The sequence below is a fragment of the uncultured Duncaniella sp. genome (assembly GCF_910577345.1).
Lineage (GTDB): Bacteria > Bacteroidota > Bacteroidia > Bacteroidales > Muribaculaceae > Duncaniella.
On sequence record NZ_CAJTMT010000011.1, the window covers coordinates 36,622 to 52,280 of the forward strand.

At 51.8% G+C, this 15,659-nt stretch carries 10 protein-coding genes; 2 read left to right on the plus strand and 8 right to left on the minus strand.

The annotated features are described in order from the left end of the window. Positions 1-234: 234 nt before the first annotated feature. From QZ310_RS06515 to QZ310_RS06550, 8 genes are all read right to left on the minus strand, one after another. Positions 235-1,536 carry a hemolysin family protein gene (locus tag QZ310_RS06515; RefSeq protein ID WP_297071626.1) on the minus strand — a complete coding sequence of 434 codons (1,302 nt, stop codon included), beginning with the start codon at positions 1,534-1,536 and terminating at the stop codon, positions 235-237. A 150-nt stretch (positions 1,537-1,686) separates the two neighbouring features. After that, entirely contained in the window at positions 1,687-3,174 is a 1,488-nt protein-coding gene (locus QZ310_RS06520; RefSeq protein WP_297071628.1) for a sodium:solute symporter, read from the minus strand. 106 nt (positions 3,175-3,280) lie between these two features. Beyond that, entirely contained in the window at positions 3,281-4,219 is a 939-nt protein-coding gene (locus QZ310_RS06525; RefSeq protein ID WP_297071630.1) for a dihydrodipicolinate synthase family protein, read from the minus strand. Between the two features lie 165 nt (positions 4,220-4,384). Further along, positions 4,385-4,594: a helix-turn-helix domain-containing protein gene (locus tag QZ310_RS06530; RefSeq protein WP_297071716.1), complete on the minus strand. Its 210-nt coding sequence runs from the start codon at positions 4,592-4,594 to the stop codon at positions 4,385-4,387. Between the two features lie 105 nt (positions 4,595-4,699). Further along, positions 4,700-6,304, minus strand: a complete 1,605-nt coding sequence (locus QZ310_RS06535; RefSeq protein ID WP_297071632.1) for a sodium/solute symporter — start codon at positions 6,302-6,304, stop codon at positions 4,700-4,702. Positions 6,305-6,470: 166 nt separating this feature from the next. Beyond that, positions 6,471-9,485, minus strand: coding sequence for a homocysteine S-methyltransferase family protein (locus QZ310_RS06540; RefSeq protein WP_297071634.1), 3,015 nt, complete (start codon positions 9,483-9,485; stop codon positions 6,471-6,473). Positions 9,486-9,496: 11 nt separating this feature from the next. Then, positions 9,497-11,761, minus strand: a complete 2,265-nt coding sequence (locus tag QZ310_RS06545) for an alpha-xylosidase (RefSeq protein WP_297071636.1) — start codon at positions 11,759-11,761, stop codon at positions 9,497-9,499. Positions 11,762-11,836: 75 nt separating this feature from the next. After that, positions 11,837-13,651, minus strand: a complete 1,815-nt coding sequence (locus tag QZ310_RS06550; RefSeq protein WP_297071638.1) for a right-handed parallel beta-helix repeat-containing protein — start codon at positions 13,649-13,651, stop codon at positions 11,837-11,839. 193 nt (positions 13,652-13,844) lie between these two features. Between QZ310_RS06550 and QZ310_RS06555 the strand changes: the two genes are divergently transcribed. Together QZ310_RS06555 and QZ310_RS06560 are read left to right on the plus strand one after the other, a co-directional pair. Next, the gene (locus QZ310_RS06555; protein ID WP_297071639.1) at positions 13,845-14,858 is read left to right on the plus strand and encodes a uroporphyrinogen decarboxylase family protein; all 1,014 of its coding nucleotides are present in this window, start codon (positions 13,845-13,847) and stop codon (positions 14,856-14,858) included. A 42-nt stretch (positions 14,859-14,900) separates the two neighbouring features. Then, on the plus strand, positions 14,901-15,605 hold the full coding sequence (locus tag QZ310_RS06560; protein ID WP_297071642.1) for a vitamin B12 dependent-methionine synthase activation domain-containing protein: 705 nt from the start codon (positions 14,901-14,903) through the stop codon (positions 15,603-15,605). The last annotated feature ends 54 nt before the right edge of the window (positions 15,606-15,659 follow it).

Consider the following 15,659-nt stretch of genomic DNA (forward strand, 5'->3'; position numbering starts at 1 on the left):
TTTAATAAGGCTAATAAGCTTGATAGACCCAATAAGTCTAATAAGCCCAATAAGTCCAATAAGCCAAATAGGGCCAATAGGCAATCAGCGAAAACCTGATGCCTATTGGCCCTATTAAATCTATCCCTTATTAGGCCTATTGGGCTTATTAGACTTATTGGGCTTATAAAGCTATTAGGCCTATTAGGCTTATTTGACTTATTAGGCCTATTTGACTTATCAGCCCTCTTATCCTCACTCCCCCTTATTTGCTTTCCCGCTATCCTGCTCCTTCATCGAGACTGCGATTTTGTCAATCCTTGCACGGTCCATATCGACCACCTCCATGCGGAAGCCGTTCCATTCAAGGACATCGCCGGCTGAAGGGACTCTTTTAAGGTTCTCAATAATCAATCCGCCCAGAGTAGTGTAGCTCGACGGATGATAGAGGTCCTCCCTATCAAAAAACGCAAGGAAATCATAGACCGGACATTGCCCGTCGACAAGCCACTCATCCATATCCGGACGTTTGACTATGACCGGCTCCTCCGCACCCTCACGCAACTCGCCGACAAGGCCGTCGAGAATATCACCGAGAGTGACAACACCCTGAAAACATCCATATTCGTCGTAGATGAGAGCCGTATGTTCGCGGGTTGACTTAAACGTATCGAGCGCATCGTAGACTGTCATACTTTCAGGAAGTGAAAGACCCTGTATGAGGTGCTGCTCAATCTTGAAATCCGGTTCATCGAGTGCAAAAATCAACTGTTTCAGTGAAATAACGCCGCATATCTCCTCCTTCTCGCGGTCAAACACCGGATAGGTCGAATGGAGCTCCTCAGCAAGCACTTTCCGGATGCTTCCGGCATCCATCCCGACAGTCAGACAGGCCACATCCTTACGGCTCGTCATGATGGCCTCGATACGGCAGTCGCCGAGAACAAGGGCACGCTCCATGATGTCCTGCTCAACTTCCTTCACTTCACCCGACTCAGTCCCCTCCTGAATCAGCGATTTAATCTCCTCCTCAGTCACCTTTGAGGTCTCCGAACCGAGGCGAAGGAGCTTGACGATACCGGCCGTAGAAACCGAAAGCAACCACACGATAGGGAAAGTTATGATTGAAAGCAACTTCATAGGGCCTGCCACAATCTTGGCTATCGTGTCGGCCCGGCCAAGACCGATGCGCTTCGGCACCAGCTCACCGACCACTATTGAAAGATAGGTCACGACAGACACTATCACAACCTTCGACAAATTCAAAGCTATCTTCGGGGCGACACCATGCTGTGCAAGCCAATTGCCAAGTTCGGTTGCAATCGTAGCACCCGAGAAAAGACCGGTCAGAATACCGATGAGTGTGATTCCGATCTGCACCGTTGAGAGAAAGCGGTCAGGTTCATTGGCAAGCTCAAGAGCGGTCGAGGCATTGCGGTTGCCATTTCTTGCATCAGAGGTGAGTTTTGATTTTCGCGCCGATATGAGCGCCACTTCCGACATCGAGAATATGCCGTTCAAAAGAATAAGTCCGATAATAATAAATAGGTCATCCATTTAGAATAAAAATACATCAATTGTTAACTTGATAACAATTTTTATACTTTATTGGTTTTGATTCAATGTCAAGAAACAGTCAAGCCCCCTCAGAACCGTGGTTCGGAAGGGGCTTGACTGTTATGGAATATTCTGTTCAATCAACGCTGATTATTCAGCTTCCAGACAAGCTGCGTTCTTGTCCTCCTCCTTATTGATGAACTGCACGAGAAGGAAGCCGACAAAGAAGATAAGCAGGGTGCTGATGACGATGCTCAGATTGATGTGGACAAACTGAGGGATGCCCCACCAGTCAGTGAGCTTGGTCTGCAATGCTATCAATATGAGTGAGGCAACACCGATGATGACACCGGGGACGACATGATGCTTCTTGGCCTTCGGACAAAGATATGCGAGAAGGAACATGCCGAGCACACCGCCCGAACATACACTGCTCAATGCCCACCATGCGTCGAGCGCATTGTCGACAAGGAGGAAACAGAGAGCCACGCCTATACCGAGAATACCGACCGCCACACTTGCCAGACGCAACACAAGCACCTTGCGCTCATCGCTTGCATTGGGGAAGAAATGGGAATAGAAATCGGTCAGCACGATTGTACCTGACGAGGTGACACTCGTGGCAACCGTACTCATTCCGGCACAGAAAATCGAAGCGATAAGCAGACCGATCAGACCGACGGGAAGTTCGTTGATGATAAAGTAGGGGAATACATAGTCGCTCTTAATGCCCTCGGGAAGCGAACCGGGATGCACCTGGTAGAAGGCAAACAGACATGAACCGATAAGGAAGAGAATGAGATTGACTGGAAGTGTCAGAAGCGAACCCCAGAAGGCGCTCTTTCTGGCCTCGCTGAGCGACGGAGCGGCGCAGTAGCGCTGCGTATAGCTCTGGTCAATGGCAAAGTTGTTGAGGTTGGTAAACATGCCGTAGATAAGACATACCCAGAAGGTACTTTCAATCAGGCTGTCGCCGAAACTGCCAAGCGAGAACTTATTGTTTTCCATACAGATTTTCAACGCCTGACCCGGACCCTCCGGCATACCCTTCAGCAGCATTACCAGACATATCAATGCGCCGACAATGAGAATGGCTCCCTGCAATGCCTCGGTCCATATCACTGATTTAAGACCACCTTTCTGACTGTAGAGTATGATACCTATGCCTGTGAAAGTCACGACAAGCGGTATGCTCCAACCCATCAGCACATTCATCGGGACGGCAAGGAGAAACAGGATGGCACCCGAACGGCAAACCTGAGTGAAAAGATAGAAGACCGACGCATACAGACGCGCCCAGCGACCGAATCGTTTCTCAAAGAAACTGTAGGCACTGATGCTGCCGAGCGAACGGTAAAATGGGACAAAGTAACGCATTGCAAGCAATCCTGCGGGGAGGATTGACAGTGTGAACACAAAGGCATTCCAGTTTCCCATGAATGCAGAAGAGCAATATCCGAGAAATGAAATGGAGCTGCAGAACGATGCAAAAATAGAGAGGCCAACCACCCAGCCGGGCACTTTGCCTCCACCGCGCGTGAACTCCTCGCTGCTCTGCTTTTTACGGCCGAAAAGGTAGCCGAACAAAATCGTGCCCACTGTAAAAACAAGAAACACGACGAGGTCGATTATATTCATGGTATAGGGAAAGGGAGTTGTTAATTTAGGGTAAGATTCAGAGGAAAGATGGAAATTAGAAAAGGAGAGTGGAGAATGAGTTAGTTATAGCTTAGCGCTGAGCAAATCAGAAAATCAGCTTGCCATTCTCGATGGGGAGACGGTCAAGGGCTTCCTGAATCTTGCGGCGTTCGGGTTCGTTGAACTTATGGAAAGGTGCAGCAACGAAGTCGTCTTTGATAACGCCGAGAAGCGAACATGCACATTTCAGACCCTTCAGGTAGCTTGAACCATGCTTGCCGACGCTGTAGATTGAAGTGCTTATCTGCATGATGAGCTGCTGCAGACGCCACACCTCAGCCACATTCTGTGCCTTGGCTGCATTATACATAGCTACATAGAGTTCCGGGAACATATTGGCACCGCCGTTGATACCGCCGTTGGCACCGAGAAGCACACATTCGCCTGTCACCTCTTCCGGACCCATAAGGAGCGAGAAGTCGGGACGGTCCTTCATCGTGTACATCACCGACTGGAAATAAGGAATGTTGGCGGAGCTGTCCTTGAAACCTACCACCTTCTCGTTTTCAGCAATGCGGTGGATGGTCGCGGGTGAGAAATTGACCTTCACATGGCTCGGCATGTTGTAGAGGAAAAGCGGGAGGGGGAGCTGGGGAAGCATATCCTCATAGAATTCAGCAAGCTCGGGCTGGCCGGTAGCGAAATAGTAGGGAGCGGCGCTGACAACTGCCGATGCTCCGCAGTCGGCTGCAACTTTCGCGAGATTGACACTCTCGACAATCGAAGTGTCGGTCACGCATACGAGCACAGGAAGACGGCCTGCGTTGATGCGGCAGGTTTCCTTGATCATTTCCTTGCGGAGACGATAGCTGAGGCTCTGCTCCTCACCGGTGGTGCCGAGGATGAAGAGACCGTGAACACCACCTGCAATCAGGTGTTCGATAAGATTTTCAAGGCTGGCAACGTCGAGGGTGTCATTACCGAGAAGTGGAGTGACGAGAGGAGGAATAATTCCGCTAAGTGGAGATTTAAAGGTAGTAGTCATGATTATGAATGGTATTACCGAGAATAAATTACATATATGCTTGCAAAAGTAACAAATTCCCGCGGGCAATACAAGAAGTCCGCCGCAAATAATTCTAAAATCGAAGTATATTCACTGTCAGACAATTACCGCCACATACAATAAGTACGCTTCGTTCACCGGCACTTATTGTGCATCTCGGACATCCGAACCGTCACGCCTACACCCGGTTACGGCATCATAGTTGTCCACTGCCCGGCTCACAAGATTGCCGAGCAGCGGAATCAGCGACTTCCCGAGTGCAGTCAATGCATATTCCACCCTCGGTGGCACCTCCGGATAGACCTTCCTGACGATAAGCCCGTCAGTTTCCAATCCCTTCAATGTCGACGACAGTACCTTCTCTAAAAAGTAGCTTGACTACAAAACGAACGGAAGTCCGGGACAGCCATAAGCCCCGGACTTCCGTTTTTTTTAGTATCTTACGTCAGTCCTCCTGCATTAATGTCCGTTGAAGAACGCATAGAGTCCAATCATCACTATCGCAAGCGACAGCCATGCCATCTGCACGCCGACCGACATCTTGTTTTTGATAACAGTCATCGGTGCGCGCTCGGCAGTGGCCTTATCCATGAAACTGATGGCTACCATTGTCAGGATAAGCACAACGAAAATCAGGAACGAAAGCATCATGAAATGCACATGCTCCGTAGCGTTGGGGATGACCCAGAGGTAGAGCACACCGCAACCGATACTGAAAATGGTTCCGAAGGTCAGGACAATGTTTGCGGCAAGCGTCGTGCAGCGTTTCCAGAACACACCCATCACAAACACCGCAGCCATCGGGGGTGCGATGAAACTGAGGACAGACTGGAACACGTTGAAAAGATCCATACCCTTGATATTGTCAACGGCAATGGTTATAAGAATCGAGACAAGCGCACCGACGACAGTCACGATGTGGCCTGTGCGGACAATCTCCTGCGGAGTTGCGTCTGTGCGGATATTCTTGACATAAATATCCATGGTGAACACGGTGCTGAGAGCATTGAGGGCCGAACCGATGGTGCTGATGAGAGCTGCAGTCAGCACGGCAATTACAAGTCCGACCATACCGACGGGGAAGAGGTTGGACACAAGTGTCATATAGGCATGGTCAGGTTCAATCAGCGCGTCGCCGAAGAAGCCTTTCTTCCACAAGGCAAAGCAGACAACGCCGGGAATGATATAGATGGCCACGTCAAGAATCTTCAGCCACCCGGTGAAATTCGCACCCTTCTGACCTTCATTAAGGTCGCGGGCTGCGAGGACCGGCTGCACCATCGACTGGTCCGTACACCAGAACCAAAGGCCGGAGATGGGATAACCGAGCAGAATCGGAAGCCAAGGGAACTCCTTGTGGTCGTTGGGCTGGAAGAGGTTCCAGTAATGCGAGGGGACAACACTCGAATCGGCAAGCGTGCTGATACCTCCGGCCACCGAGTGGTCGCCGAGATGCCAGATGCCCACAATCGTGAGCGTGGCCGAGACGAGGATGAGAAGTACCATCTGATAGACATTCGTGTAGGCAATAGCCCTAAGTCCGCCAATGATGGTGAAGAAAGCTGAGATTGCAAGCAATATAAAGGCCGAAAGCCACATCGGGATACCGAACACCTGACGAATGATGATACCGCCGGCAAACAGTGTCAGCGCCAACCATGAGATGAGGACAGTGACAATCGTGTACCATGCAAGCATGTTGCGGGTCGACTCACCGAAACGTTTTCCCATGAATTCAGGAAGCGTGGTAATCTTTTCGCCGAGATAGCGCGGGGCGAACACAAAGGCAAGCAAGGCTATGAACACAAAGGCATACCATGCATAGTTGCCGGATACTATACCTGCGGCAAAACCTGCACTCGCCGAGGCGATGAGCATTGACGGTCCCACATTGGTGCCCCACATCGAAAATCCGATATGGTGCCAGCGCAATGAGTTTCCGGCCAAAAACTTATGGGCACCTTTCTTGGTCTTGGAACTGGCCCACAGGCCAATGGCAAGGAGAACCACAAAGTAAGCGATGAGGACAACCCAGTCCATCGGTCGCATTGACAAATCGTTCATGTTTCTATATTTTCTTAGATTTAGGGTAAAAAGTTAGAATTTCAATTCATCTTGGAGTCTTGACACAAAAGGAACAAAAGAGCAAAAGAATCAAAAGAATACCTGAGACGCTGAAACTTCCGTTTCTTCCGCGCTTATGTCCTTTCGTATCTCCTCCTTATATAGTTTACGCCCCGACAAGTCTGCGGGCAAGAGCAACGGCAGTATTGGCATTGTCGCTGTAACCGTCGGCCCCGATTTCATCGGCAAAATGCTGGCTGACGGGCGCACCACCCACCATCACCTTCACCTTGTCGCGAAGTCCTGCCTCGGTCAAAGCGTCAATCACATCTTTCATATATGTCATAGTTGTCGTGAGCAGGGCGCTCATACAGAGAATGTCGGCATTCGATTTGCGGATTTCCTCAACGAATGTCTCGGCAGGAACATCAATACCGATATTGATGACCTCGAATCCACAGCCTTCAAGCATCGACGCAACGAGGTTCTTGCCTATGTCGTGGAGGTCACCCTTGACCGTCCCTATGACCACTTTTCCGAGTGTCGAGGCAGCACCTCCGGCGAGCATCGGTTTCAGAAGTTCGAGAGCTGCTTTCATTGCACGTCCGGCCATCAGCAACTGCGGGACGAATGCCTTGCCGTCCTGGAAACGCTGTCCGACCTCGGCCATGGCGCGTATCATCTGATTGTTGATTATCTCCTGCGGTGCCACGCCTCTGTCAACGAAGCGACGGGTGGCTTTGGCTGCATCGTCGGCCTTTCCGGCAACGATAGCATCAAAGACTCCGTTGTCTTCCTCGGCTGCAGCTTCAACTTTCACCGTTGGCGGACAGCAGTCACACTCCACACCGTGAATCTGCGGAACTACGCTTCGCAAAGGTGACTTCACTGTCTTCTTTTCCTCTACTGCCGTTTCTACAATAGTACTCACCAATCCGGAATCACTACCCGGACGGTGAGGCGACATCCACAGACCGGCGATAGGCTCGACGGTCTGAGCAAGCTTGCGGATATGCTCGTCAGTAGTACCGCAGCATCCACCGATTATGTTCAGCACATGGCCGTCAATGAGAGGCCAGACGGCTTTCTGCAACATCTCCGGGGTGAGCGAATAGTTGCCATTCTCATCCGGAAGTCCGGCGTTGGGATAGGCACTCACAGGATAGTCGGTCTGCACACCGAGATTCACGAGCAGCGGAGTCATCTCGCGTATGTCCCTGACGCAGTTGATTCCGACCGACATCACGGGATAATCCTTGAACCCTTGGATGAAATCAACGACGGACTGGCCGAGCATATTGTGACCGGCGGCCGTCTTGACTGCGAAACTGAGCATTATCGGGAGGGTCTTTCCACTCTTGACCATAGCTGCGGTGGCAGCCTTTATGGCAGCTTCCGCATTCTTCACATCAAAGATGGTCTCGATGAGGAGCATGTCCACCCCACCCTCTATCAATGCCTCGGCCTGTTCGAGATAGGCATCATACAGGGTGTCATAATTGAAGGTTCCCCAACCGGGCTGAACCGTTTCCGAGGTCAGTGAGCATGTCTTGCTCGTCGGTCCCATCGAACCGGCCACAAAACGCGGCTTCGCGGGATTTTTGCGGGTATATTCATCGGCAAGCTCACGCGCGATGCGGCAGGCAGCAAGGTTGATTTCGCGTGCCACACCTTCAAGCCTGAAATCGGCCATGGAGATGCGCTGGGCATTGAAAGTATCGGTGCTGATGATGTCGGCACCGGCTTCGAGATATTTTTTGTGTATCTCACGGACCACCTCGGGACGTGTGATGGCAAGAAGGTCGTTGTTGCCTTTGAGTGAACAGTCATGTCCGGCAAAACGCTCTCCACGGAAATCATCTTCCGCGAGTCCGTAAGTCTGAATCATGGTGCCCATTGCTCCGTCAAGCACCAGCACTCTCTTCTCCATCTCCTTGAAGAGCGGAGCCTCGCGGTCCAATTCCGGCAGCTTTGCAGCCTCAGATGCCGACTGTTCAGCCGCTTCGCTCTCGACTTTTTCGATTATGCGGGCAACCTCTGCATCGGCATCAAAGGCCTCATCCTTTCCGGATTTTATGCTTATCACGTCGCTCTCCTCGCGGACCTTTGCCGGACGGTAGCGGTATTCCTCGACAATCTTCATTGCCTGCTCGACCTCATCCTCATTGTGGAAGTCCATTTCGAGATGCACACCGTTGCCTCCGATGTTGTCGAGAAGAGGTTTAAGCTCATCGAGAGTGACCCAGCAGGCCATAATGCTCTTTCCTCCGTCGAGTATGCGGCGGTAGAGGTCATACCACTTAGGTGAACCTCCCTGCGGCTCACCCACTCCGGGAGTCCACTGGATGGCATTAAGTTCCTCAACCTCAAGCAGGGCGGGAAGATGGTGGAGCGCACCGACGCCGTCGAGATGATAGAGGGTATAGTCAATCTTCTGACACTGCTGACGGATGAAGGGCTGCACGAAGCGGCGATAGTCCTCCACGCTTATCATTGTCGATATATCGCTCTGGAGTTTCGACATCCTTCCGGGCGCCCACGAAGAGAAGTAGCAGAAAGCCATCTCGTCACCCTCGCGGATGATGTCGTAAAGCTCATCGTAGACTTTGAAATATATGTCGTTTATCTGCTGCATCTGCCGTTCGAGCACATCGGGCTGCATGACCGTGTCGAGAAGCACCTTGTCGGTTCCCTTGATCGCAGCAAGCACATCGAGTCCTTCCATGAGGTCGGGCATACCTACGAAATAGTTCCCCTTCGCTTTTGCCTTGCAGGCTTTAAGAAGCTCCTTATGGAGAAGCCAGTTGGGATGGTTTTCATCAAACTTTATCTCATCCGTGTAGTTCGGGTCGGGATGAATCCATATCGTGTCAGGTCCTCCCTCAAACACACCTCCGAGTATGGCCGCAAGCGAACCGGGACCAAGCTGTGTATTGGCGACGGGGAGCATATCGGCTTTCAGCGAACTGTGGGCCACATACCAGTCGAGATATTCCGCCCTCCACTGAGGGTCGAACCACTTCTGGTCAAGACTGACCGGCTCTTTCGGTGCGGGGATGTCGGCGTGAGGTTTCACACCGTTCTGAAAGTGTTCCCACATGTTGAGGACAATCCCCTTGTGGTTCCACCAATCTATATAGTGCTGTTTTGTCTCTTCAAGATTCTCTTTCCAGGTTTTCATTGCAAAAGAGATTAGGCGTTAAATAATTTTTCATTCCAGATACCCTTGAAATTCTCATCGACAAGGATACTTACCGTATTGGCCATATCCATCTGGTCAGTGCAGTCTACCGCCTCGGGATAGAATGGAATCTCGCTTCCATACTTCACATAGACAGGCATTTCCTCGAGAGGTACCTCAACATCCTTGAGCCAGCGTCCCCCTTCAAGAACCTCGCCGGTGAAGAAGTTTACCCACTTCCCTTCCGGAAGATAAATGTCGCGGCGGTTTTCGGAGTTCATCACGGGAGCCACGAGGAAGCTGTCGCCGAAATAATACTGGTCGTCGATGTGACGGCAGGTGCGGTCATCGGGATTCTTGAAGATGAGTGCCTGCACGAGTGAAGCACCGCTGACACAGGCCCTCTCGCTCTCGGCATATATATAAGGAATGAGCGCATAACGCAGTTTCCACCATTTCTTCACGATAGGCGCGATGGCAGGATAGTGCCACGGTTCGCGCTTGCCGGTGCCGTGATAACGGATGTGTGACGAGAAGACACCAAACTGTGTCCAGCGGACATAGACATCGTCCTGCACGACCGAATTCATGAAGTTGGGAAGGGTGTGGAATCCGGGAACGTCGTGGCTCCAGAACGCGAAGCCCGACAGTCCGAAATGGAGACCGCCTTTGAGCGAACCGGCCATACCGTCCCAAGAACTGCACGAATCGCCGCCCCAGTGGAGGGGATAGCGCTGGCAACCAGCCCATGCGGCACGCGCCCACACAATTCCGTCGCCTGTCACATCCTTAGTAATCTCGTAGGCGGCCTTCTGATAGAGGAGCGCATAAAGATTATTGAGAAGTTCGGGACTCATCCCCTTGTATTTGGCATCCATGTGGATATTTTCGCCGAAATCGGTCTTGATGCAGACTACCCCCATGTCAAGAAGCTCCTTCAACAGACCCTTGTACCACTCCGTGGCTGCTGGATATGTGAAGTCGATTGTTCCGGCATAGTCGAGGGCGGAGAAATTGGAGCCTTCCGATGCCTGCTCCTTGGTGAGCGGGGCGATATACTCGTTCTCACGGGCCTCATCAATCTGCTCGGCATCCTTCGCAACGTAAGGCAACTGCCAGAGAGATACACGGAAACCCTTCTCCTTAAGTCCGCGCAGGAATCCCTCGGGGTCCGGGAAACGTTCGGGATTGAATTTCCATTCGCAAAGCCAGTCGGTGCGGAACCATCCGGTGTCGAGGTGAATCACGTCGCAAGGATAATGCTCCTCGCGCATACGGTCGCAGATTTCCTCGACCTCATCGGCGCTGAAATATGTCATTCGGCTCATCCACACACCGAAGCTCCACAACGGCGGCATTGTCGGATAGCCGGTGAGGTCGCGGTAGCCACGGATGATTTCCTCAACCGAGTCACCTCCGATGACGAATGCGTCAATCAAGGCCTGATCGCTCATGAACTGCACCGAACGTGTCGAATGTCCGGCAAGCGAGAGCTTGCAGTGTGAGGTCGTATGGTAGAATGTGCCATACATACGGCTCGACACATAGAAGGGGATGTTTTTATATGTACGACGGTTGTTGACACCCTGACCGTCCTGATTCTTCAGGAAGAATGTCTGTCCACTCAAATCCATCTTTGCGAAACGCTCACCCGTGCCGCCGAAACATTCGTCAGGCTTGCATTCAAACGAGAGGGTGGCGCGCTCTTTCTCCCCGTCGAGCTTGCAGTAGGCGATGGGAAGAGCATCGTAGCGGGGCGGTGAGAAATGGTCGTAGGCAGCAAGGCGTATCTCACGCTTTCCGTCCGGGAAAAGACGCAAATCGAGCGTTTCCTGCGGGTCTGGAAGCAGGGTGCTCCAACGGTCGAGCAGAGGCTCACGCATATTGATGACAGCGCGGCGCACACCGTCGGCCTCGGTTGAGATTATCCACTCGCCATCGCTGAATGAGGCGGTCAGTGGCATTTTCCCGACACGCTCACTGAGCATGAGCATTTCGGAATCATCGGCCATTGAAAGCACTCCGAATCCCATGAAGACACGAAGGATTTTCGGGCCATATTGACGCAGAATCAGAGTGTGGTTTTCACGCGGGACGGCTTCGTCGGCTGCCATATCATTGGCAAGCACCTGTTTCTGGAAAGGGACAGTAATCAATACGTCGCCATCCTTACATTCTACCGCAACAGGAGCGCAAGCTTTCCAGAGCGACTCGTCACGTTTGAGATCTATATCGAAATCAAGAAAATCGAATAAATGATAATTGGTCGGTTTCATCGTTGATGATTATCGTAGTCAGTTTTGGAGTATACTATTAATATATGTGTCAGAAAAATTATGAGTCACTGTATTTTATTTCACGCTTATATGCGGTCCGTTGTCGCCGACAATCAGCTTCGGGCCGGGGCGGTTATATCCGAATTCAGGGTTCGGGCAGTGATTCCCTTCAACCGTATAGCCATCGGTAGCCTCATCGAAATAGATGTAGAACGCGCGGTTGTTGGTCGCGTAGGGCGCATCAATCAGATTTTCAATCCTGTTTCCGCTGATGACTGAACCGGGCTGATTGGAGAGAGTGTAGATACCGCCGGCATCATAGAGCTGTGCTGCGAAATGGTGGACATGGTTGCCGGTGATTCGGTTGTTGCACATACCGCTTTCAAGTGCGGTCCATCCCCACCCCACACAGATACCTGAGTAGTTGAGATGCGATACCTCGTTGTCGGCAATCGTGACGTCGCGCACATATCCCGCTCCTATGCCCACGCAACCCCAGTCCTCATTGGTGGCGTTGCGGATTGTATTGGCGGTAACCTTTATGTCGCGACATATATCTTCAGCCACTGCAGGAACGTAGGGGACGTGGGTCTCGAATCCGCCGTCGGGGAAGGTGCCCATCTGCAATGCGGTTCCGCCAATATCCTCAAAGGTGCATCCATTGACGGCAGAATTGCTGACCGCAGCCACATAGTCGAGACCGGTCGCTCCGAGATGGCGGAAACCGCACCCTATGAAATCAATTCCGGAGGCATGGCGGACGGTAATGGCAGCTTCCGGACGTGCGATCCATGCTTGATTTTCAAGCTCAGCTTTTTCGGGGAGGCCGGGGATATGGAGTTTGTAGGCATCGAGAAGTCTGAAACCTCCTTGGAGCGTCACATGTCCCTCATGGGACGGGCGCAGCCATGATGCGTGTTCAAAATCTATATTTTCAAAACGGATGTCGCACACAGGGCGTTCGCGGCTTCCTTCAACCGCAAGAATCGTTTCAAGGAGCGGAACCACCACCTCCCGGTTGTTCATATCCTCATCTGTCGAGGGATAATAGTAGATACGGCCCGAGGGATAGTCCTGATACCATTCACCCGGCTCGTCGAGGAGTTCGAGTGCGTTGGCGAAGAAGAAGGATGAATTTCCACGCTCACCACCGATGACCGGCTGCGGCCAGGGATGCTCGAATTCCAGACGGCTTTCAGGGTCATGGAAAGAGACAACAGTGTTGCCGTTCCCGTCATCCTTCATATCCTTGACGCGGAGAATGGCGATGGCCCAACGCTGATGCACGAACATTTCAAGCTGACGGGCCTTTGACAGGTCAAATTCGGGTGTAGGGACAGTGATAGTGCGGTCCTCGGTATTGAAATCAACCATCCGCTCCATGACTCCGGGAGCGAACTGCGATGCGCGCTGTGCTTTTTCACCATCGACGTAGAGCTGACGCGTCTCGACGATGCGCGTGCCGTTGAGCGGAGCTTCCGCCACCCATATCTTGTCGCGCAGATGCGGGGCCACACGGGAATCGTCACACCCACGCGTCCAGTCCGTCACCTCAACACCACCGCTTATGACCGCACGGGTTCCTTCCGGCGCACATATAACGGTCGCTGATTTCTGATTTCCACTGTCCTCCGGACGTAGGAACAACGGGGAGGTCTGACGATAGACCCCTCCGTCAAGAATGATGCGGATGTCGTCGGCAGCTTCCGGCGCTTTCAACCTGCGCCATTCGCGGGCGCGCTTCAACGCCTCTCCTACCGTCTGCAATGGATGCTCACGACTACCGTTAGCCCTGTCAGAACCTCCGGAAGCCGATACATAAATGTTTCCTGAATACGATATGATGCCTGTCGATAGCACTAATGTGACAAGCAATGCGACAAATCTCATGGTATCTCTTTGTTTCTGCTAAAGTTGCAATCATGCACGAAAAGCTGTCAATCCGGCATGAAAGTTAGATAATGTAAAGCAAAGATACAAATTCTCAATGAAATTAGAAAATTTTTATATAGAATTAAGCTGAAAAGAAGTATATTTGCAGTCAGATTCGATAATTCTCCAATTTCAGCATATTGTAAAAACCATGAAAATGAATATGACCCGGTGGATGCGCGATATAATAGAGCGCAAAAATGTTGAAGCCATCCCTGTGATGACCCATCCGGGAATTGAAATAATAGGTGATACGGTGCTTAAAGCCGTAAGCGACGGTGAAACACACCATAAAGCCATCGTGGCGCTTGCCGAAAAGTATCCCACTGCGGCTGCTACGGTCATTATGGACCTCACTGTCGAAGCGGAAGCCTTCGGTGCGGAAATATCATTTCCCGAAAACGAAGTCCCCGCTGTCATAGGCCATCTTCTGGACACTCCGGAGGACATAGACAACCTGAAAGTCCCCTCGCTCAAAGCCGGCAGGGTCCCCGAATATATAAAAGCCAACCTTCTTGCCGCACGGTCAATCACCGACCGTCCGGTCCTCGCGGGTTGCATCGGGCCTTTCTCTCTCGCAGGCCGTCTCTACGACATGTCGGAAATCATGATTCTCATATATCAGAATCCCGATGCCGCACATACACTTCTTTCAAAATGCACTGACTATATCCTGAAATACTGCAAGGCGCTGAAGGAAACAGGCGTGAACGGCGTAGTCATGGCCGAGCCTGCAGCCGGACTGATGTCGGACGAGGATTGCAAACGTTTCTCCTCGGACTACGTCAAATATATCGTGGACAAAGTGCAGGACGACTATTTTACCGTCATACTCCACAACTGCGGCAACACCGGTCACTGCACCCGCGCGATGGTGGCCACCGGTGCCGGTGCCTATCACTTCGGCAACAAATGCGACATGGCCGAAGTCATCCGCGAGGTTCCTGCCGATGCACTTGCGATGGGCAATCTCGACCCGGTTTCGGTGTTCAAGGATGCGACTCCGGATGAGATGCGCACCGAGACGCGTAAACTGCTCGAACGGATGAAGGAATATCCCAATTTCGTGCTTTCGAGCGGTTGCGACACTCCGCCGCATACCCCCTTCGCCAATATCGACACATTCTTCGAAACTCTCGAAGAATTCAACCGCAGCCAATCGTAAACGAAGAATCTGCACAAAAGACATATCATTAACCATTGAACAATGATTAAAAAGGAGCTTACATTCGACAGTCTTGCCATCAGCCCGGCCGACATCTACGAACAGATGGGCTACGGCTCAGCCATCCCCGACGAAATGACCGTCAAGGAGACTGCAAGCCTGTGTGAGCATATCAGCTCCTTCCTCCGTGCAAGATTCTGCTTCTTCATCACCGATGGCTCCCTTGACACCGACAGCAATCTCCTCTCTGCCGTCGGGCGCGACTTCTCGATTGGCCGCATCATCTCGCGTCAGCTCAGAGGCTCACGCAGATATGCCTTCTTCGTCGCAACCGCAGGTATGGAATTCGAGGAGTTCCAACACAAGTTGATGGCGGAAGGCGACATGGTAAAGGTCTTCATCGCCGATGCCATCGGCAGCGTAATCGCTGAAAAAGCAGCCGACCGCATGGAAGAGGAGCTTCAGACTCTCCTCGCCCCTTCCGGATGGAAACACACCAACCGTTTCAGTCCCGGATATTGCGGATGGCATGTGAGCGAACAGCAGAAACTTTTCGCACTCTTCCCGGAAGAGAATCCGTGTGGAGTCATCCTGTCAGACTCAAGTCTCATGACACCGATAAAATCTGTCAGCGGTGTCATCGGCCTCGGAGACACGGTGCGCAAACTCGATTACTCCTGCGGTCTCTGCGATTACCGCCAATGCTATAAACGCAAGGCCGTCCCCAAAATTCCACACTCCACATAGAGTGAATCTCAGCTTTTTTCATTAGATTTGCATCATAACTTCTATACAAAATAT

Excerpts from the sequence above, each read along its gene's own strand:
- QZ310_RS06515 (WP_297071626.1), bottom strand. The coding sequence starts at position 1,536 with ATGGATGACCTATTTATTATTATCGGACTTATTCTTTTGAACGGCATA.
- QZ310_RS06520 (WP_297071628.1), bottom strand. The coding sequence starts at position 3,174 with ATGAATATAATCGACCTCGTCGTGTTTCTTGTTTTTACAGTGGGCACG.
- QZ310_RS06525 (WP_297071630.1), bottom strand. The coding sequence starts at position 4,219 with ATGACTACTACCTTTAAATCTCCACTTAGCGGAATTATTCCTCCTCTC.
- QZ310_RS06535 (WP_297071632.1), bottom strand. The coding sequence starts at position 6,304 with ATGAACGATTTGTCAATGCGACCGATGGACTGGGTTGTCCTCATCGCT.
- QZ310_RS06540 (WP_297071634.1), bottom strand. The coding sequence starts at position 9,485 with ATGAAAACCTGGAAAGAGAATCTTGAAGAGACAAAACAGCACTATATA.
- QZ310_RS06545 (WP_297071636.1), bottom strand. The coding sequence starts at position 11,761 with ATGAAACCGACCAATTATCATTTATTCGATTTTCTTGATTTCGATATA.
- QZ310_RS06550 (WP_297071638.1), bottom strand. The coding sequence starts at position 13,651 with ATGAGATTTGTCGCATTGCTTGTCACATTAGTGCTATCGACAGGCATC.
- QZ310_RS06555 (WP_297071639.1), top strand. The coding sequence starts at position 13,845 with ATGAAAATGAATATGACCCGGTGGATGCGCGATATAATAGAGCGCAAA.
- QZ310_RS06560 (WP_297071642.1), top strand. The coding sequence starts at position 14,901 with ATGATTAAAAAGGAGCTTACATTCGACAGTCTTGCCATCAGCCCGGCC.